Source organism: Pseudoxanthomonas sp. 3HH-4, from assembly GCF_006716465.1.
Taxonomy (GTDB): Bacteria; Pseudomonadota; Gammaproteobacteria; order Xanthomonadales; family Xanthomonadaceae; genus Pseudoxanthomonas_A.
In genome coordinates this window covers 400,350-418,895 of the sequence record NZ_VFPB01000001.1, presented here as the reverse complement: position 1 = coordinate 418,895, position 18,546 = coordinate 400,350, and the positions used below count along the sequence as shown (strand labels likewise).

17 protein-coding genes are annotated in these 18,546 nt (G+C 66.6%); 12 read left to right on the top strand and 5 right to left on the bottom strand.

Features of this window, described 5'->3' with window-relative positions; all coding sequences use genetic code 11:
- Positions 1–27 precede the first annotated feature (27 nt).
- The 4 genes from FB548_RS01880 to arsN2 all read left to right on the top strand — a co-directional run bounded on the left by FB548_RS01880 (position 28) and on the right by arsN2 (position 3,309).
- Positions 28–522 (top strand): arsenate reductase ArsC, encoded by a 495-nt coding sequence (locus FB548_RS01880; RefSeq protein WP_142123070.1) that lies wholly within the window; start codon positions 28–30, stop codon positions 520–522.
- 44 nt (positions 523–566) lie between these two features.
- Entirely contained in the window at positions 567–1,571 is a 1,005-nt protein-coding gene (locus tag FB548_RS01875) for an ArsJ-associated glyceraldehyde-3-phosphate dehydrogenase (protein ID WP_142123069.1), read from the top strand.
- A 5-nt stretch (positions 1,572–1,576) separates the two neighbouring features.
- Positions 1,577–2,797 carry an organoarsenical effux MFS transporter ArsJ gene (gene arsJ, locus FB548_RS01870; RefSeq protein WP_142123068.1) on the top strand — a complete coding sequence of 407 codons (1,221 nt, stop codon included), beginning with the start codon at positions 1,577–1,579 and terminating at the stop codon, positions 2,795–2,797.
- Positions 2,798–2,877: 80 nt separating this feature from the next.
- Positions 2,878–3,309 carry an arsenic resistance N-acetyltransferase ArsN2 gene (arsN2, locus tag FB548_RS01865; protein ID WP_185741935.1) on the top strand — a complete coding sequence of 144 codons (432 nt, stop codon included), beginning with the start codon at positions 2,878–2,880 and terminating at the stop codon, positions 3,307–3,309.
- Positions 3,310–3,347: 38 nt separating this feature from the next.
- Here the strand turns inward: arsN2 and FB548_RS01860 are convergent, their stop codons facing one another.
- Complete coding sequence (locus FB548_RS01860) at positions 3,348–4,712, bottom strand: glutamate--cysteine ligase (protein WP_142123066.1); 1,365 nt, start codon at positions 4,710–4,712, stop codon at positions 3,348–3,350.
- Positions 4,713–4,884: 172 nt separating this feature from the next.
- Between FB548_RS01860 and FB548_RS01855 the strand changes: the two genes are divergently transcribed.
- Positions 4,885–5,601: a VIT family protein gene (locus tag FB548_RS01855; RefSeq protein ID WP_142123065.1), complete on the top strand. Its 717-nt coding sequence runs from the start codon at positions 4,885–4,887 to the stop codon at positions 5,599–5,601.
- Positions 5,602–5,604: 3 nt separating this feature from the next.
- On the opposite strand, the gene yihA is transcribed toward FB548_RS01855, so the two are convergent.
- Positions 5,605–6,204 (bottom strand): ribosome biogenesis GTP-binding protein YihA/YsxC, encoded by a 600-nt coding sequence (gene yihA / locus FB548_RS01850; RefSeq protein ID WP_142123064.1) that lies wholly within the window; start codon positions 6,202–6,204, stop codon positions 5,605–5,607.
- Between the two features lie 141 nt (positions 6,205–6,345).
- Between yihA and FB548_RS01845 the strand changes: the two genes are divergently transcribed.
- From FB548_RS01845 to FB548_RS01830, 4 genes are all read left to right on the top strand, one after another.
- A complete protein-coding gene (locus FB548_RS01845; protein WP_142123063.1) occupies positions 6,346–7,128 on the top strand; it encodes a c-type cytochrome in 783 nt (260 codons plus the stop codon).
- 132 nt (positions 7,129–7,260) lie between these two features.
- A complete protein-coding gene (locus FB548_RS01840; protein ID WP_142123062.1) occupies positions 7,261–7,911 on the top strand; it encodes a thiol:disulfide interchange protein DsbA/DsbL in 651 nt (216 codons plus the stop codon).
- A gap of 96 nt (positions 7,912–8,007) precedes the next feature.
- The gene (locus FB548_RS01835; protein WP_142123061.1) at positions 8,008–8,832 is read left to right on the top strand and encodes a thiol:disulfide interchange protein DsbA/DsbL; all 825 of its coding nucleotides are present in this window, start codon (positions 8,008–8,010) and stop codon (positions 8,830–8,832) included.
- A gap of 23 nt (positions 8,833–8,855) precedes the next feature.
- Complete coding sequence (locus tag FB548_RS01830) at positions 8,856–9,626, top strand: endonuclease/exonuclease/phosphatase family protein (RefSeq protein ID WP_185741934.1); 771 nt, start codon at positions 8,856–8,858, stop codon at positions 9,624–9,626.
- Positions 9,627–9,738: 112 nt separating this feature from the next.
- Here the strand turns inward: FB548_RS01830 and FB548_RS01825 are convergent, their stop codons facing one another.
- Together FB548_RS01825 and FB548_RS01820 are read right to left on the bottom strand one after the other, a co-directional pair.
- Entirely contained in the window at positions 9,739–12,579 is a 2,841-nt protein-coding gene (locus FB548_RS01825; RefSeq protein WP_142123060.1) for a TonB-dependent receptor, read from the bottom strand.
- Between the two features lie 213 nt (positions 12,580–12,792).
- Entirely contained in the window at positions 12,793–13,581 is a 789-nt protein-coding gene (locus FB548_RS01820) for a sulfite exporter TauE/SafE family protein (RefSeq protein ID WP_142123059.1), read from the bottom strand.
- Positions 13,582–13,651: 70 nt separating this feature from the next.
- On the opposite strand from FB548_RS01820, the gene FB548_RS01815 reads away from it, so the two are divergent.
- The 3 genes from FB548_RS01815 to FB548_RS01805 all read left to right on the top strand — a co-directional run bounded on the left by FB548_RS01815 (position 13,652) and on the right by FB548_RS01805 (position 17,801).
- Positions 13,652–15,613, top strand: coding sequence for a transglycosylase SLT domain-containing protein (locus tag FB548_RS01815; protein ID WP_142123058.1), 1,962 nt, complete (start codon positions 13,652–13,654; stop codon positions 15,611–15,613).
- Positions 15,614–15,813: 200 nt separating this feature from the next.
- Positions 15,814–17,043 carry a multifunctional CCA addition/repair protein gene (locus FB548_RS01810; RefSeq protein WP_142123057.1) on the top strand — a complete coding sequence of 410 codons (1,230 nt, stop codon included), beginning with the start codon at positions 15,814–15,816 and terminating at the stop codon, positions 17,041–17,043.
- A gap of 101 nt (positions 17,044–17,144) precedes the next feature.
- Positions 17,145–17,801: a DUF3011 domain-containing protein gene (locus tag FB548_RS01805; RefSeq protein ID WP_142123056.1), complete on the top strand. Its 657-nt coding sequence runs from the start codon at positions 17,145–17,147 to the stop codon at positions 17,799–17,801.
- 48 nt (positions 17,802–17,849) lie between these two features.
- Here the strand turns inward: FB548_RS01805 and FB548_RS01800 are convergent, their stop codons facing one another.
- On the bottom strand, positions 17,850–18,488 hold the full coding sequence (locus FB548_RS01800; protein ID WP_142123055.1) for an MliC family protein: 639 nt from the start codon (positions 18,486–18,488) through the stop codon (positions 17,850–17,852).
- Between the last annotated feature and the right edge of the window lie 58 nt (positions 18,489–18,546).

Below are 18,546 nucleotides of genomic sequence, written 5' to 3'. Positions count from 1 at the left end.
CCACTCCTCTTCCTTCAGGACACGCCCATGGACCGCCCCTACAACCTGCTGTTCCTGTGCACCGGCAATTCCGCCCGCAGCATCATGGCCGAGGCCATGGCCAATCATCTTGGCAAGGGCCGCTTCCATGCCTACAGCGCGGGCAGCCACCCGCGCGGTCGCGTGCATCCGGTCGCGCTGCAGATCCTGCAGGAGGCCGGCTTGCCTACAGCGTCGTTGCGCAGCAAGCCGTGGGACGAATTCGCCGCCGCGGATGCGCCGCCGATGGACCTGATCATCACCGTCTGCGACAAGGCGGCGGGCGAAGCGTGTCCCGTCTGGCCAGGCCATCCGGTCACCGCGCATTGGGGCGTCGAAGATCCCGCCGCCGTCGCCGGCTCCCCGGAGCAGGTACGCCAAGCCTTTGCCCACGCCCTGCACCTGTTGCAGCACCGCATCACGCTGTTGCTTGCGCTCAGACCCGAGGCGCTGGATCGCCTGGCGCTGGAGACGCGGGTACGCGAGATCGGCACCTCGTCCTGAAGGCCACATCCACCCGCTATTCCACCTCCATCCAAGAACCTTCCATGAGCATTCGCGTTGGCATCAACGGCTTCGGCCGCATGGGCCGCCTCACCTTGCGTGCGGCCTGGGACAATCCCGACCTGCAGTTCGTCCAGATCAATGACCCCGCCGGCGATGCCGCCACGCTGGCGCATCTGCTGGAGTTCGATTCGATCCACGGTCGCTGGGACCACGAGATCCACGCCGACGGCGAGGCGCTGGTGATCGACGGCAAACGCATTCCAGTGACGAGCAACAAGGACATCGCGGCGACCGACTGGTCGGGCTGCGACGTGGTCATCGAATCCTCCGGCAAATTCCGCAAACCCGATGTGCTGCAACCCTATCTGGACCAGGGCGTGAAGCGCGTCGTCGTGACAGCGCCCGTGAAGTCGCCTGGCGTCCTGGACGTGGTGGTCGGCGTGAACCATCACCGCTTCGATCCCGCCCAGCATCGCATCGTATCCGCTGCTTCGTGCACGACCAACTGCTTCGCACCGGTGGTGAAGGTGATCCACGAAGGCATCGGCATCCGCCACGGCAGCCTGACCACGATCCACAGCCTGACCAACACGCAGGTGATCGTGGATGCGCCGCACAAGGACCTGCGCCGAGCGCGTGCGTGCGGCAGCAGCCTGATCCCAACCTCAACGGGCTCCGCGACCGCCATCGCCGAAATCTTCCCCGAACTGAAGGGACGACTGAACGGCCATGCGGTGCGCGTGCCACTGACCAACGCGTCGCTGACCGACTGCGTGTTCGAAGTGGAACGTGCCACGACGGTCGAGGAAGTGAACGCGCTGCTGAAGACCGCCGCCGACGGCGAACTGGCCGGCATCCTGGGTTACGAAACGCGTCCGCTGGTGTCGATCGATTACCAGACCGATCCGCGCTCCAGCATCGTTGATGCGCTGTCCACCATGGTGATCAATGGCACGCAGGTGAAGCTGTACGCCTGGTACGACAACGAGTGGGGCTACGTGAACCGTACCGCCGAACTCGTGCAGCTGGTCGGCAAGGCGGGCTGACACCCATGCTCGCGCGCCTGTCGGCCGATGTCCGCCAGTACCTGCTGATCACCGGCAACTACTGGGCCTTCACCCTGACCGACGGCGCGCTGCGCATGCTGGTGGTGCTGCATTTCCACCAGCTGGGCTACAGCCCGCTGCAGATCGCGATGCTGTTCCTGTTCTATGAGGTCTTCGGTGTCATCACCAACCTCGTCGGCGGATGGTTGGGTGCCAGGATCGGGCTCAACCGGACCATGAACATCGGGCTGGCGATGCAGGTCATTGCGCTGTCGATGCTGTTGGTGCCGGCTGTCTGGCTGACGGTGCCCTGGGTGATGTCGGCGCAGGCGTTGTCCGGCATCGCCAAGGACCTCAACAAGATGAGCGCCAAGAGCAGCATCAAGCTGCTGGTGCCAGGCGAGAGGCAAGGCACGCTGTACCGCTGGGTGGCCGCATTGACCGGCTCGAAGAATGCACTGAAGGGAATAGGCTTCTTCCTCGGCGGCGCACTGCTGGCCACTGTGGGCTTCGCGCCCGCGGTGGCGATCATGGCCGGCGCATTGCTGCTGGTGTGGCTGCTGAGCCTGTTGCTGCTCAAGCGCGACCTGGGCAAGGCCAAGTCAAAGCCGAAGTTCCGCGAAATCTTTTCGAAGAGTCGCGCCATCAACCTGTTGTCGGCCGCGCGCATGTTCCTGTTCGGCGCGCGTGACGTCTGGTTCGTCGTCGCATTGCCGGTGTTCCTGGCTTCTGCGCTGGGCTGGGATTTCTGGCAGGTGGGCGGATTCCTCGCGGCATGGATCATCGGCTACGGACTGGTGCAGTCGTTCGCACCGCACATCACCGGTCGTGGTGCTGGCCGCCTGCCGGACGGGCGGTCCGCCAGCGCGTGGGCCGTGCTGCTCGCCATCGTGCCGGCAACGATGGCCGCACTGCTGGTCTGCGGCGTGCCGGCAGCGTGGGTACTGATCGTCGGATTGACGGTCTTCGGCGTGCTGTTCGCACTCAACTCGGCGCTGCACAGCTACCTGATCGTGAGCTACGCCAGTGAAGATGGCGTGTCGCTGGATGTCGGCTTCTACTACATGGCCAACGCCATGGGGCGCTTGCTGGGCACGGTGCTGTCGGGCTGGGTCTTCCAGCGATGGGGTCTGGCCGCGTGCCTGGCGATCTCCGCCGTGCTGATCGGCATGGCGGCGGCCGTGTCGATGGCGCTCCCGCGATCAGCCGTGCACGCGAGGGGCTAGGCAGCAGGAGGCTTCCGGCTGCCGCATCCAATTCGAGGCATCATCGCCCTTGCTCGCCACATGACATCACAGGAAACACCATGACCTCGATACGCCCTTCCCGCGCCGACGACATCGTCGCCATCACCGCACTGCTGGAAGCGTATGCCTTGCCGACGGCCGACCTTGCCGCCTCACAGGTAGCCTTCTGGGTTGAGGAAGAGGGTGGTCGCATCGTGGCCGTGGTTGGCCTGGAACAACATGGCGGCACGGGCTTGCTGCGCTCGCTGGCGGTGTCGCCCCTGCACCAGGGCAAAGGCCATGGTCAGCAGCTCGTGCAGTCCCTGGAGGCCGAGGCGCGCACACGCGGCATCACCGGGATCGTGTTGCTGACACAGACAGCGGACGCCTTCTTCGCAAAGCTGGGCTACGACGTGGTCGCGCGCGACACCGTGCCCGATGCCGTGCGCGACAGCGCGGAATTCCGGTCGCTGTGCCCCGCCAGCGCCATCTGCATGCTCAAGCCGCTGTAGTCCTCGCGGAGCGGCTTGGTACCCTGGTGCAGGATGGGTTAGTACGCGAACTCGCGGAACACGCGATCGATGTCGCCGTTCCATTCGCCATGGAACAGCGCCAGCTTGCGTTCGGCTGGCGTTTCGCCGGCCTCGACGATCTCCACCAGCGCATCGAGGAAGCCGGCCTCGTCCACGCCCTTGCTGTTGAGGCGTGCGCGACGCTTCAAACCGCCGATGGCGATCTTGACTGCTTCGCTGGCCAGGTTGCGCACGGTGCCGCCGCGGAACGGCAGCTTCAATGCATGCTTCGGCACGCCGTCGCGCAGGGCATGGCGCTCCTGCAGCGAGAAATCCTTGACCAGGTCCCAGGCGGCGTCGAGCGCAGCATCGTCGTACAGCAGGCCCACCCAGAAGGCGGGCAAGGCGCAGATGCGGTTCCAGGGACCACTGTCCGCGCCCCGCATCTCCAGAAACTTCTTCATCCGCACTTCCGGGAAGGCGGTGGTCATGTGGTCGGACCAGTCGCGCAGCGTGGGCAGCGCGCCCGGCAGCACCGGGAGTTCGCCCTTGAGGAAATCGCGGAAGCTCTGCCCGCTGGCATCGTGGTAGATGCCGTCGCGGTAGCTGAAATACATCGGCACATCGAGCAGATAGTCGACGTAGCGTTCGTAGCCGAAGCCATCCTCGAACACGAAGTCGAGCATGCCGGTGCGGTCGCCGTCGGTATCGGTCCAGATGTGCGAGCGGTAGCTCTGGTAGCCGTTGGGCTTGCCTTCGGTGAACGGCGAGTCGGCGAACAGCGCGGTCGCGACCGGCTGCAAGGCCAGCGACACGCGGAACTTCTTGATCATGTCCGCTTCGCTGGCGTAGTCCAGGTTCACCTGCACGGTGCAGGTACGCGTCATCATGTCCAGGCCCAGCTGGCCCACCTTGGGCATGTACGACTTCATGATCTGGTAGCGGCCCTTGGGCATCCACGGCATCTCGTCACGGCGCCATTTGGGCTGGAAGCCCATGCCCAGGAAACCGAGCTGAAGTTCGTCGGCGACCTGCTTCACTTCCTTGAGGTGCGTACCCACTTCCACGCAGGTCTGGTGGAGGGTTTCCACCGCTGCGCCGGACAGTTCCAGCTGGCCGGCCGGCTCGAGCGTGACCGAGGCGCCGTCCTTCGTCAGGGCGATGACGCGCCCCTTCTCTTCGATCGCTTCCCAGCCGAAACGTGTCAGGCCCTTCAGCAGCGCCTCGATACCGCGGTCTCCGTCGAAGGTCGGCGGGCGCAGGTCGTCCAGGCGGAAGCCGAACTTCTCGTGTTCGGTGCCGATGCGCCAGTCCGGTGCAGGCTTTTCGCCCGAGGCGATGTACTCGACCAACTGCGCACGATCGGTGATCAGCGTGTCGGCAACGTGGCTGGGGCTGGACAAGGGGGGCAGGCTCGCGCGAAGGGAGAGGCCACGACGTGGAGACGAAGCCCCGCTGTCGCAAGGCCGGCACTATAACGTGACCGGGTGCACGCCAGCATTGCCATCCAGGCGCCGCAGCATCCCATCCGTGGTGCACATCGACGCGTGTCCGAACGTGGACTACGCTGCGTCCATGCCCTCGCATCCCCGCTCTCCCCAGGCCCGCCATCGCGAACGTCATCGCACCGATCGCGTGGGCTGGTTGCGCGCCTCTGTGCTGGGCATCAACGACGGCATCGTGTCGGTCGCCGGCTTGGTGGTAGGCGTGGCCGCGAGTGGCGCAGCGCCTTCGACGATCCTGCTGACAGGCGTGGCCGGCACGGTGGCTGGGGCCATGTCGATGGCCGCAGGCGAATACGTCTCCGTGCAGTCACAGGCCGATACCGAGGCAGCCGATCTCGCGACGGAGACACGCGAGCTGCGGGACACGCCGGAGAGCGAGTTGCTGGAGCTGACCCAGATCTACGTGCAGCGCGGCCTGTCGCCCGCGCTTGCGCGCCAGGTGGCGGAACAGCTGACCGCGCACGATGCGCTGGAAGCCCATGCACGCGACGAGCTGGGCATCACCGAGGCCCTGCGTGCCCGCCCGGTGCAGGCAGCGCTCGCCTCGGCGGGTGCGTTCACGGTGGGCGCACTGTTGCCCATCGCAGCCACGCTGTTGGCACCCGCCGGCCAGGTCGGCATGGTGACGACCGGGGCGACCTTGGTGGGCCTGGTGCTGTCGGGGGCGCTGGCGGCCCGGGTCGGTGGTGCACCGATCCTGCGTGGCGCGCTGCGGGTCGGCTTCTGGGGTGCCATGGCGATGGCCGCGGCGGCGCTGGTGGGCCGCCTGTTCCATGTCGCGGTGTGATCCTTACACCGCCAGCCAGTTCCCCACGATCATCCGTGCCTCGTCCACGCCCTGCTTGGACTCGGCCGAAAAGGTCTGCACGCTGACGGTGTCGCCGAAGGCGGAGAACAGCTCCTTCTTCACCGCCTGCAGCGCGTTGCCCTGCTGGCCACGGCCCAGCTTGTCGGCCTTGGTCAACAACGCGTGGGCCGGCAGTCCGCGCTGGACGGCGTAGCCCAGCATCTGGCGGTCGTAATCCTTCAGCGGATGGCGGATGTCCATCACTACCACCAGACCCTTGAGGGCTTCGCGGGTGCGGAAGTAGCGGTCGATGAAGGCCTGCCAGTGAGCCTGCAGGTCCTGCGGCACCTTCGCGTAGCCATAGCCAGGCAGGTCGACCAGATAGCGCTCCGGCTGGACCTGGAAGAACACCAGCTGCTGGGTGCGGCCGGGAGTCTTGGAGACCCGCGCCAGGCGGTTGTGGTTGACCAGCGCATTGAGGGCACTGGACTTGCCGGCATTGGAGCGGCCGGCGAAGGCCACCTCGAACCCGCCATCTTCCGGCAGCTGGCGCGGCGTGTGGGCGGAAAGCAGGTAGGTGGCGGAATTCAGAGGGTTCGACATGGCACTAGCATGGCATGTGCCGGCCCCGGGGACATGCCGGAAGCCTGTTGAATTGACCGGACAGCCCCAGCGCAGGGATAATTCAACGGTTTCGCGGCTGCATTCTGCGCCGCGTATCGTCTAGGGTTTCGGAGCTTTAGCATGCGCCACGCTCGCGTTATGGGACTTGCCGGACTGGCCGTATTGGCCGTGGGCGCAGTCGCTTTTGCACAGACCACCGTGGTTCCGGTGCCGGACAATGCACCGGTCGAGACCGCGCCGCTGGACATCAACCTCGCCAAGACCACCTGGGGCGATGCCAAGGCCGGCCAGACCAAGGCGGCCGCCTGCGCGGCCTGCCACGGCGCCGACGGCAACCCCAGCGATCCGCAGTACCCGCGCATCGCCGGCCAGAGCGAGCGCTATATCGCGCACCAGCTCGCGCTGTTCGCCTCAGGCGAGCGCAACACCGGCATGGCGGCCGTGATGGCCCCGTTCGCCCAGACCCTCAATGCGCAGGACATGCGCGATGTCGGTGCGTATTTCGCCACCCAGAAGTCGGGTGCCGGCCTGGCCGACGACAGCATCGTCGCCGAGGGTCCCTACAAGGACATGAAGTTCTACGAAGTGGGCCAGCAGCTGTACCGCAACGGCGACGCCGCGCGCGGCGTGCCGGCCTGCATGGCGTGCCACGGCCCCACCGGCGCCGGCAACCCCGGCCCGGCCTACCCGCACATCGGCGGCCAGATGCAGGACTACACCGTGCGTCGCCTGCAGGAATACAAGGCCGGCACCACCACGCTGAAGGACCCGACCCTGCACAACATCATGGCGCAGGTCGCCGCGCCGCTGACCGAGCAGGAAATCCAGGCGCTGGCCAGCTACCTGCAGGGCCTGCATGCCCGCGCCGACGACGTGGCCGCCGCCAAGGCCGGCAGCAAGTAATTCCGCATCTGGCCGCGTTGCGCGGCCGGAAGTGCAAGCTCCTGTTCATCGCGCCGGCCCCACCATGGCCGGCGTTTCTTTTTTCCGCGACGCCCCGGAACGGGACGTCCCGTACCAGCCTGGAGAATCCCGATGGTCTCGCGTCTGCTGCCCGTGCTGATCACCCTGCTTGCCCTGCTGCCTGCCGCTACCCTTGCCGCACCGCCCGCATCGGCCCCGCTGGTCGAGGGGCAGGACTACGAAGTGATTCCGGACGGCAAACCGTTCGCACCCGCCAAGGGCAAGATCGAAGTCGTGGAGGTGTTCGGCTACACCTGCATCCACTGCGCGCACCTGGAGCCCACGCTGGCCGCCTGGAAGAAGAAGCTGCCGCGTGACGTGCAGTTGACGCCCGTCCCGGCTGCGTTCGGTGGCTACTGGATTCCGTATGCGCGCGCCTTCTACGCCGCGCAGCAGCTGGGCGTGCAGGAGCGCACCCACCAAGCGGTGTTCGATGCCCTGCACAAGACCGGCAACCTGCCCATCCAGAACGCATCCGCCGAGGAAATCGCCGGGTTCTATGCCAGCCAGGGCGTGGACCGCGCAAAGTTCATCGCCGCCCTGCGCGGCCCGGTCGTCGACCAGCAACTGGCCAAGGCACAGGACTGGGTGACCGCCGCCGGGGTGGAAGGCACGCCGACGATCATCGTCAACGGCAAATACCGTGTCACCGGCGGTGGCAACTACAGCGACAGGCTGAAGATCGCCGACCGGCTCGTCGCCCGCGAACGCGGCCGCAAGTGACGATCCCGTCATGGCGGCCGTTGCGGGCGCCATGCAGAATGTGATGTCCCCGGCCCGGCCGGCACCTTTTTCCTCTGATCCATTGGAGCTCGCGCGATGAAGTCCCGTCACGTCCTGATGCTGTCCCTGCTGCTGCCCCTGCTGGCGGCCTGTGGTCCGAAGCCGGCCACCGACACCACGCCGGCCGCCGAGGCGCCCACACCGGCGACCACGACCGATGCCACCATCGCTCCCGCCGCCGACGCACCGGCAGCTTCCGCCGATGCCGCAGCCGCAGCGCCTGCCGACGGCGCCGACAGCACGGCGACTGCCAATACCAACCCGGTCCTGCCGCCGCAGGGTCCGCCGCCGGTCGCCGGCAGTGACTACGTCGAGATCCCCAATGGCCAGCCGTATGCACCGCTCAACGGCCAGATCGAAGTCGTCGAGGTATTCGGCTATGTCTGCCCGGCCTGCGCCCGCTTCGCCCCCGAAGTCTCGGCCTGGAAGAAGAAGCAGCCCGCCGACGTGCGCGTGACCTATGTGCCCGTGGTCTTCGGCCCCGTGTGGAAGCCCTATGCGCATGCGTTCTACGCGGCGCAGAGCAAGGGCCTGGTCGACAAGACCCATGACGCGGTGTTCAGCGCCATCCACCTGCAGCGTTCGCTGCCGGGCGAAGGCAAGCCGCCGGCGGATCCGGCGCAGATCGCGCAGTGGTATACCCAGTACGGCGTGGACGCGAAGGAATTCGTGGCACTGATCAACAGTTTCGGCACCAACTCGCAGGTCGCCCGCGGCATGCAGTTCGCCAAGAACGCCGGCGTGGAAAGCACCCCGACCATCATCGTCAACGGCAAGTACCGCGTGACCGGCGGCCAGACCTACGCCGACGTGCTGCGCATCGCCGATCACCTGGTCGCGATGGAACGCGCACGCCGCTGAACGCCACGGAAGCCCCCACTTCCATGATCGACTCTCCGGCCACGCGGCGGCTGCGGCTGCTCAGCGCCAACATCCAGGCAGGCTCAAGCACCCGCCGCTACAGCGACTATGTGACCCGCAGCTGGTCGCATGCGCTGCCGGCGGGCAACAAGCGCGGCAGCCTGGACCTGATCGCGCAGCTGGCCGGGGAGCACGACATCGTCGGCCTGCAGGAGGCCGATCCCGGTAGCCTGCGCTCCGGATTCACCAACCAGACGCATTACCTGGCCGAGCGCGCCGGCTTCGATTACTGGACGCACCAGCCCAACCGCAATGTCGCGCGGGTCGCCGGCAGCGCCAACGGCCTGCTCAGCAGACTGGAACCAGTCGAGGTCACCGACCACAGCCTCCCCGGCCGCATCAGCGGCCGCGGCGTGCTGATGGCGCGCTTCGGCGAAGGTGGCGAAGGGCTCACGGTCGCCGTCGCGCACCTGTCGCTGGGCGCCAACTCCCGCCGCTCGCAACTGGCCTTCATCGGCGAATTGCTGTCGGACCATCCGCATGCGGTGCTGATGGGCGATTTCAACTGCGTGCCCGATACGCCGGAAATGGAACTGCTCTACAAGCGCACCCGCCTGCGTCCACCGGCGTTCTGCGTGCCCACGTTCCCAAGTTGGCGCCCGCAGCGCGCCATCGACCACATCCTGGTCAGCGAAGGCCTGCGCACCGACAACGCGCGCGCCATGCCCGCTGCGAATTCGGACCATCTTGCGCTGGCGATGGACATCGACGTACCGGACATCGCGTTGCGCTGACACCTCGCCGTATGCCGGGGCCAAGGATCGCGGCGCCGTCGCGGCACGCCACATGAAGAAGCCGGCAGACGCCGGCTTCTTCGTACTTTCGTACTGCAGACAATGCGATGTCTCAGAACCGCAGGTTGGCACGCACGTAGAAGAAGCGACCGCCGGGAATGTCGTAGGTCGAGGCTTCATAGCCGTTGAGCGAGCACGACGTGCACACCGGCGGGTCCTCGTCGAACACATTGTTGACGCCGCCGGTCAGCTGCAGTCCCTTGAACCATTCGAACTCATAGCCCAGTTGCAGGTCGTGATAAGTCGTGGCGGCCAGCGTGTTGCGGGTCGGCGTGTCGCAGAACTCGGACGGATCCGCCGCCAGGCAAGCCTCCTCCATCTCGGACAGGTGGCGGATGCTCCACGCGGCATTCCAGTTGCCCACCTTCCAGTCCAGCGTCGCGGTCGATGTCCACTCGGGGATCGCGGTGTCGTTGACCACGATGCCCGGGGCCTGCGGCTGCAACTGGCCACCCGCGCCGCGGGCTTCGTAACGGGTCACGATGGTGTTCTGCCAGCTCAGCTTGAAGCGGCCGATCGAGCTCTCCGGCAACGTCCAGAACACGTCGGCATCCCAGCCATCCGTCTTGATCGAGCCGAGATTGATCAGGAAGTTGGCGAAGGTATCGATCTCGCCCGATGCCAGCCGGTTGATGCCGGTGCAGTACTGCGGATCCTGCGTGGTCGCGCACAGATCCAGCTGTGTCTGCGCGTCGATGGCCTGGATGGCGCCTTCCAGGTTGTGCCGGTAGTACGTCACTTCGAAGTCCAGCTTGTCCGACCACGCCACGTCTTCCGCGAACGAAGGACTGAACACCAGTCCGGCACTGAAGCTGCGCGCGGTTTCCGGCTGCAGGTCCGGGTTGCCGCCGGTCAGCACCGGGATCTGCGGATCATTCTGCCGTGCGCCCACCGGCACGCCGGGGCATGCGACCGGCGCGACGGACCCGGCCGGTGCGCTTGGCGGCACCAGGCAAGGATCGACGAGCAAGGCATCGAAGCGGCTCTGCGAGCCGTACAGCTCACCGATCGAGGGCGCGCGGAACCCTTCCGCATACGTCGCGCGCAGCACCAGGTCCTCGGCCACCTGCCAGCGCAGGCCATACTTCGGCGTGAACTCGCCGCCGAAAGTCGAGTAGTCCGAATAGCGGCCGGCCAGGCTCAGGTCGAGCTTGCCCGCGCCATCCTGTTGCGCGTACAGCGGCACGTTCAATTCCACGTACGCTTCATTGACGTCGTACTCGCCGGATGTCGGCAGCGACGGCACGCCGTTGTACTCGCCGGCCACCGTCTGCGGATCCGGGTTGTAGCTGCCTTCGTACTTGCGGTACTCGACGCCCGCTGCGAACTCCACGTCACCCGCCCACGCCGGGAACAGCGCGCCGCTCAGATTGGCGGTGACCTGGGTCAGCTTCTGCTCGCTGCGGTCGCGGAACAGAGGGCTGATGTAGGCAAGCATCGCGGGCGTGATGGTGTCGAAGCCGAAGATATCCAACGGCGTGCATCCGTTCGTGGCCGCGCAGACCGCGGGATCGCCCAGGGCCGTGGCGATGTTGCGCGCGTTGTAGCTGCCGCGGTTGGTCTGGTCCGCTTCGTTCTTGCTGAAGGCCGCGTTGACGTCCCAGAAGAACTGGCGTTCGCCGCCGAAGGAACCTTCGAACCCGGCCGCGATGTACTGCGTATCGACCTCCTGCTCGAAAATGCGGGGACCGCCTTCCAGCGGGCGACGGCGGATGGTGCCGATGTTGCCGCCGGGCCCACCCACCAGATCGAAGCCGAACGGGTTGTAGGGATGGTTGGCCGGTATGACCAGGTCGGCCGTGTAGCTGGTGCCCGCGCCGGGTCCGAGATCGATCGGCTCCGGTGCCGCCTGGTTGGTGGATTCGCGACGGTTGTACAGCGCCTTCGCATAGAAATTCAGCTGCTCGGTGAGCGAGAAGCGGTACTGGCCGAACACGCCCATGCGCTTGGACGGCGTGATGAGCAGGTTGTACGGCGCATAGTTGAAGGCATCGCGCCCGAAATCGAAGCACTGGAACCCGTCCGTGCGCGCAACACCCGACGCGCAGTCAGGCAGGTTGGGCGTATAGACCGGGTTGGTCTGCCCGGGCTTAACCGACAGGTCGTACTCGTTGCCGTTCGGATCGGTGAAGGCGTAGCGGCCACCGAGGATGCGCGAGCTGCCGCCCTGGATCGGGATGGAGGAGATGTAGCGGTCCGCCGAGCTGACTTCCTTCTGTTCGGTGTAGCTCAGGCTCAGGAACAGGTTGCTGCGCTCGGTGTCGAAGCCCCACGCGAAGTCGGCACCGGTGATCTCGCCGTCCCCCTTGTCGTACTGGCCATAGTTGAGCGTGACCTGCCCGCCATCGAAGTTTCGCCGGGTGATGATGTTGACCACACCGGCTATGGCATCGGACCCGTACAGCGACGACGCGCCGTCTTCGAGCACTTCGATGCGCTCCACCAGCGCTAGCGGAATGGTGTTGAGATCGACTGCCGCGGAAACACCGGACGCCGACGATTCGTTGACCCAGCGCATCCCGTCCACCAGCACCAGCACACGCTTCGGGCCCAGGTTGCGCAGGTCCACCTGTGCCGAGCCGGCGCCCACACCATCGCCATTGGGGGAGAAACCGAAGTTGCCGGAGGAATTGAACTTGGTGTTGAGGGCCGAACCGGAACCGGTGAGTTCCTGCAGGATGTCGCCGATGGAGGTCAGGCCGGAACGCTCGATGTCTTCGCGCGACAGCGTCTGCACCGGTACGCGGCCCTCCATCTCGGCGCGCTTGATGCGGCTGCCGGTCACGGTGACCGTGTCCAGCGTGGTGGCCTCCTGGGCCAGGACGGTGGCGGGCAACGCGAGAAGCACTGCGAGTTGTATGGCCGAAGCCAGTTTGTGGCGGCGTGCGTTCATGGATTCTCTCTCCGGAAGGGTTGGGCCGCGCGGCCGATGCCTAAAGCGGCTTGCCCATCGTTGTAAAGAATCGGTAAAACACCCACAACGGAAACAAGTCACCGTTTTGAAAAAGGTAACGGTGATTATCTGGAGATAAACGGGTTTACATCGAGTTTCTACACGCAGCCGTCACGATGATTAACAACTAAATGCGTGTAGAAAATCCTGGTGTCAGCCACTGGCGATGATCGCAATGCCCATCACCACCATGAAGACGGCGAACACCCGCTTCAACGCCCTGCCGCCGATGCGATGCGCCAGTCGCGTGCCGTAGGGGGCGGCGAGGACGGAGGCGACAGCCACCCCTATCGCGGCTGGCAGATAGATGTAACCCACCGCATGCGCCGGCAACGCGCCCGGCGGCGCATGCAGCGCATAACCCGCTGCACTCGCGAGACCGATGGCCACGCCGCAGGCACTGGATGTGCCGACCGCGCGCACCGGCTGCACGCCGCGCCACACCAGCAGCGGCACCGTCATGCTGCCGCCCCCGATGCCGACCACCGCCGATACCGCACCAATCGCGGTGCCTGCCATGCTCATGCCGGCGCCGCGCGGGGCGGGTACGCCACGCCCTTCGGGGTGCGCATTGCCGCCGAGCAGCATCTGCGCACCTGCGATGAAACAGTAACCGGCCACGATCCAGCGCAGCACGTCGTCATCCAGGTACACCGCCAGACCGCTGCCGACCCAACCGCCCAGCAGCAGACCCGGCACCATCCACGCCACCGTGGGCCACAACACACTGCCGCGACGATGGTGCGCGTATGCGGACGACGTGGCCGTCAGCACGATGCTTGCCAATGAACTGGCGAGCGCGGCATGCATCGCGGCCTCTTTCGGAATGCCGTGCAGGGGCAATATCCATGCGAGCGCGGCCACCAGCACCAGACCGCCCCCTATGCCGAGCAGGCCCGCCAGGATGCCGGCCAGCACGCCAAGCACAGGGAAAATCCACACACCATCCAAGCATCACCTCGTCATCGCCCGTCTACAGGGAGGTTCAGCCGGTTTGGGTATAGTCCCCGGCATGATTCGCATCCCCCCTGTCATCGTACTCGCTGCCCTTGCGGGCCTGTGCATCGCGCCGATATCGCGCGCGCAATCGCTCGACACCCAACGTCCTGTCGTCCGCGACGCGCTCGCAGCAGCGGAAGCCGGTCGCCTCGATGGCGCCACGTCATCCGCCATCGTCCGTCATCCGCTGTATGGCTGGGTCGAATTCGCCTCGCTGCGCCGCCAGATCGATACGGTGTCGACTCAGCAAGCGCAGGCCTTCCTGAAACGTTACGAAGGTCAGGCCGTGGCCGAACAATTCCGTTCCCTGTGGCTGGCGGCATTGGCGAGGCGTCAGGAGTGGCCCACCTTCCTCGCCGCGTGGAAGCCCACCGCGAACCTCGCCCTGCAATGCGCGGACCTGCAGGCACGCCAGGCCACCGGCCGCACCGATGCCGCGTGGACGCCGCAGGCGCAGGCGATCTGGCGCAAGGGCGCGAAGTCGCTGCCCGATGGCTGCGATCCGGTCTTCAATCTGCTCGCGAGCCAGGGCGGACTTGCCCCCGCGCTGCGCTGGGAACGCATCGAGGCAGCCGCCGCAGAACGCCAGACCGGCGTGATGCGCTCGGCTGCCCGCGGACTTCCCGCGGAGGAAGCCGCGCAGGCCGCCGACTACGCCGCCTTCATCGACGCCATCCATCCGCGCGCATTGAACTGGCCGAAGAGCGAGCGCAGCCGGCGGATGGCAGCCCATGGCTTGGCCAGACTGGCCCAGAGCGATCCCGACACCGCCGAGCGCCTGTTGCCGCAGTATGCCGATGCGTTGGGGATGGGCGAATCCGAACGCGGACAGGTGCTGTACCAGATCGCGTTGTGGACGGTCGCCTCCTACGGTCCGGATTCCGCGCGCCGGCTGAGCAACGTGCCCGAGTCCGCCTACGACGAACGTCTGCACGAATGGCGCGTGCGCGAGGCGCTGTCGCGGGGCGATTGGCCGGCCGCGCTGGCGGCGTTGAAGAAGATGCCGCCTGCACAGCGCGCGGATTCGCGCTGGCGCTATTTCGAAGCGCGCATGTCCGAGAAGACGGGTGACCGCGCCAGCGCGCAACGCCTGTTCCGGGAAACCGCCGCCAGCCCCACGTTCCATGGCTTCCTGGCGGCCGACCGCCTTGAGCAGCCTTACGCGCTGTGTGCCTGGATCCCGAATGATCCCGCCACCGCAAAGCAGTTGGTCGCGCGCGATCCGGCGATCATCCGCGCGATGGAGCTTTGGCAACTGGAACGTCCCGGCTGGGCGACTGCCGAATGGAACGAGGCGCTGTCGCGCTTCGACGATACCCAGCGCCGTATCGCGGTGGAGGTGGCGCGCGACAACGGCTGGTTCGACCGTGCCGTGTTCTCGCTCGGCAGGCAGCCGGACGAACAGCGCCTGTATACGCTTCGCTTCCCGTTGCACCACGACGACACCATCAAGCGCGAAGCCACCAGGCACAACATCGATCCGGCCTGGGTCGCGGCCGAGATCCGCGCCGAAAGCATCTTCAACCCGAAGGCGCGCTCCGGCGCCAACGCCATGGGGCTGATGCAGGTACTCCCCGGCACGGGCGCCGGCGTTGCCAAGCGATGGAGCATCCCGTATGCGGGCGCGGCGAGCCTGTACGACTCGGACACCAACATCGCCATCGGCACCGCTTACCTGCGCGAGATGGAGGACAAGTACGGCGTGCCCTACGTCGCCATCGCCGCCTACAACGCCGGGCCGACACCGACCGCACGCTGGCAGTCGCAGCGGCCGGGCTTCGACCCCGACATCTGGATCGAGACCATCAGCTACAAGGAGACCCGCGAATACGTGGCGCGGGTGCTCGCCTTCAGCGTGATCTACGACTGGCGACTCAACGGCACCGCCCTGCCGGTGACCGACCGGATGATGGGCCGCGTGCAGGCCAAGCGGAAAGCCTTCACCTGCCCGACGGCGCAGATGCCGAAGAGCTGAGCCCGGTTGCGCTCCTTGTAGGAGCGACGTCAGTCGCGACCGCGCGCCCTGCGCCCAGAGGTGCGCGGATGCTCCGCTGCGAGTCAGGGGCAGTCGCTCCATCAGGCGTCACATCGTTCCGCTTTTCCGATCGCGACTCACGTCGCTCCTACAGAGGTCGACAGCAGACGGAGGACGCACCAATCCGGCATCATGCCCGCATGAAGATCTATCTCGTCGGCGGCGCGGTGCGCGACCGGTTGCTGGGCCTGGCACCCGGCGATCGCGACTGGGTCGTGGTCGGTGCGACCCAGGCGGCGATGGAAGCGCAGGGATTCAAGGCGGTCGGTCGCGACTTCCCGGTGTTCCTGCACCCCGACACGGGCGAGGAGTACGCGCTCGCGCGCACGGAACGCAAGAGCGGACGGGGCTACCGTGGCTTCGTGGTCGATGCCGATCCATCCGTGACGCTGGAAGACGATCTGCAGCGGCGCGACTTCACCCTCAATTCCATCGCGCAGGATGCCGACGGGACGCTGATCGACCCGTACGGTGGTGCGCGCGACATCGACGCGCGCGTGCTGCGGCACGTGAGCCAGGCCTTCGTCGAAGATCCCCTGCGCGTGCTGCGTGCGGCACGATTCATGGCCCGCTTCGCATCGCTGGGTTTCACCATCGCACCGGAGACGATGGCACTGATGCGCGAACTGGTCGCCAGTGGCGAGCTCGACGCGCTGGTGCCGGAGCGGGTGTGGCAGGAACTCAGGCGCGCGCTGGCGTCGACGAAGCCTTCTGCCTTCCTTTCCACACTGCGTGCCTGCGGGGCGCTGGCCGTGGTACTGCCCGAGGTGGATGCACTGTACGGCGTTCCGCAGCGCGCGGAGTATCACCCGGAAGTGGACACGGGCGTGCACCAGGAAATGGTCAGCGACATGGCCGCGCGCCTTGCGCCCGGTGACGCGTGCATCGGGTTCGCTGCGCTGACCCACGACCTCGGCAAGGCGTTGACGCCGGTCGACATGCTGCCGAAGCACATCGGGCACGAGCACGCGGGTGTCAGGCCCGTGCTCGCCCTGTGCGAGCGCCTGAAGGTGCCGGCCGACTACCGTGAGCTGGCGGTGATGGCGTGTCGCGAGCATCTCAACGTGCATCGTCTGGCCGAACTGCGCGATGCCACGGTCGTGGAGCTGCTCACGCGCTGCGATGCCTTCCGCCGTCCCGAACGCATTCCGTGGCTGGCCACGGTCTGCGAGGCGGACAAACGCGGACGTGGCGACCATGCAGAGGCGGACTATCCGCAGGGCCGGGAACTGGTGCGCCTGCACCAGGCGGCCCGGCAGGTCAGCACCCGCGACGTGGCCTGTGACGGCATGACGGGCCCGCAGATCGGCGACGCCGTGCGAGCCGCACGGGTGGCGGCCGTGCAGCAGGCCCGTCGGACGAACGGCTGATCCGCTCGCATCACATTTCACGTATGCCCGGGTATTGTCGCCTTCGCGGCACGGGAGCCGCATCACGCCATCCCATCACTCGAGGGTCCGTCATGGAATGCATGCGCACCGTTCTGTACCTCTGTCTGGCCGGCGCCGGCCTCTGGGGCTCCGAAGCCCGGGCCGACGATGACTATGTCACCTGCGAAAGCCGCAACGACCGTTACCAGAGTTGCCCGATCTCCACGTCGGCCTACGTCACCCTGGACCGCCAGTTGTCCAGCACCTCGTGCGTCCAGGGCCGCAGTTGGGACTACAACCGCCGCGAGATCTGGGTGGATGACGGCTGTCGCGCGACCTTCCGCGTGCACACAAGTTCTTCGGGCCACCATGACGGCAACAAGGATGCCAAGGTAGCGGCCGGGGTGCTCATCGGCGCGGCCATCCTCGGCGCCATCGCCGCCAACGCGGACAAGAAGGACAACAAGTACGACGACGACCGTTACCAGGGGCCGCGGCATACGTCGTATGTCCCGGGCTGGATGATCGGCACGTTCGAAGGCTACAACCCGATGTACAACAGCGACGTGACCCTGACCATCGACTCCGATGGCCGCGCAAAAGCCCGTTCCGGTGGCCAGACCGTGAACGGCTGGATCAACGATGGCCGCCTCAACGTCGGCAACACCACCTTCGACATCGACCAGTCCCGCGACGGCCTGGTCACCTCGCAAGTGGGTGACCGGCACAACGAGGTGCGCTACCGCCGCGTTCGCTGAACGTCGGAAGCCCGTGGAGGAAGGACGCTTGGCGTCCTTCCCTCATGGTCACGGGACAGGCCGGCAGCTGAGCTTGTTGCCGAAGAAGTCCACGCTGGCTTCGCCCTGGTGTTCCCAGTACTCGATGCCACTGCGGCCGTACCTGGCACCGCTGGCTGCCGGTTGCGGGAACACGATGGCCTGGTCGTTGCCCCAGGTCATCACCGCCGCCTGCGGATCGAGGTCGTTGTAGAAGGTCATCGTGAACGGCTTGCTGTTGTCGTCGCAGCGGTATTCCACCGCCTTGGGCACCACCAGGCCGGGCGCATGGATCGCCAGCTCGACCAGGCGGGTCCTGTAGGACTCCAGCACGCACAGGCGCGCATCGTCCGCTTTCCAGCATTCGTCGCGCCCTTTCACCCAGCCGCGCTGCACGGCGGGGTCGATGTCCTTGGCTTCCGCGTAGCGCGCGGCAAGCTGACGGTCGAGCGCGGCCAGTTCGGCGTCGGTGCAGACCAGCTTCTCCGCCTCGCTCGCGGCCTTGGCGCAATCGAACGAGGGCGGTGCCAGCGCGGGAGCGGTCTCCGCGGGCGTCACGGCCGCGGCAGGCGCCACCGTGGCGGCAGGCACTGTATCGACAGGCGCGGGACCTTCGGGTTTGCATGCCGCCAGAAGCAGCAGGGGGAGGCACAACAGGGGCGATTTCATCAGCGATCTCCGGCACGGGGTGCGGCGCATGCTAGCGCCGATCACGTGAAGGCGTGCC

Excerpts from the sequence above, each read along its gene's own strand:
- FB548_RS01880 (WP_142123070.1), top strand. The coding sequence starts at position 28 with ATGGACCGCCCCTACAACCTGCTGTTCCTGTGCACCGGCAATTCCGCC.
- FB548_RS01875 (WP_142123069.1), top strand. The coding sequence starts at position 567 with ATGAGCATTCGCGTTGGCATCAACGGCTTCGGCCGCATGGGCCGCCTC.
- arsJ (WP_142123068.1), top strand. The coding sequence starts at position 1,577 with ATGCTCGCGCGCCTGTCGGCCGATGTCCGCCAGTACCTGCTGATCACC.
- arsN2 (WP_185741935.1), top strand. The coding sequence starts at position 2,878 with ATGACCTCGATACGCCCTTCCCGCGCCGACGACATCGTCGCCATCACC.
- FB548_RS01855 (WP_142123065.1), top strand. The coding sequence starts at position 4,885 with ATGCCCTCGCATCCCCGCTCTCCCCAGGCCCGCCATCGCGAACGTCAT.
- yihA (WP_142123064.1), bottom strand. The coding sequence starts at position 6,204 with ATGTCGAACCCTCTGAATTCCGCCACCTACCTGCTTTCCGCCCACACG.
- FB548_RS01845 (WP_142123063.1), top strand. The coding sequence starts at position 6,346 with ATGCGCCACGCTCGCGTTATGGGACTTGCCGGACTGGCCGTATTGGCC.
- FB548_RS01840 (WP_142123062.1), top strand. The coding sequence starts at position 7,261 with ATGGTCTCGCGTCTGCTGCCCGTGCTGATCACCCTGCTTGCCCTGCTG.
- FB548_RS01835 (WP_142123061.1), top strand. The coding sequence starts at position 8,008 with ATGAAGTCCCGTCACGTCCTGATGCTGTCCCTGCTGCTGCCCCTGCTG.
- FB548_RS01830 (WP_185741934.1), top strand. The coding sequence starts at position 8,856 with ATGATCGACTCTCCGGCCACGCGGCGGCTGCGGCTGCTCAGCGCCAAC.
- FB548_RS01825 (WP_142123060.1), bottom strand. The coding sequence starts at position 12,579 with ATGAACGCACGCCGCCACAAACTGGCTTCGGCCATACAACTCGCAGTG.
- FB548_RS01815 (WP_142123058.1), top strand. The coding sequence starts at position 13,652 with ATGATTCGCATCCCCCCTGTCATCGTACTCGCTGCCCTTGCGGGCCTG.
- FB548_RS01810 (WP_142123057.1), top strand. The coding sequence starts at position 15,814 with ATGAAGATCTATCTCGTCGGCGGCGCGGTGCGCGACCGGTTGCTGGGC.
- FB548_RS01805 (WP_142123056.1), top strand. The coding sequence starts at position 17,145 with ATGCGCACCGTTCTGTACCTCTGTCTGGCCGGCGCCGGCCTCTGGGGC.
- FB548_RS01800 (WP_142123055.1), bottom strand. The coding sequence starts at position 18,488 with ATGAAATCGCCCCTGTTGTGCCTCCCCCTGCTGCTTCTGGCGGCATGC.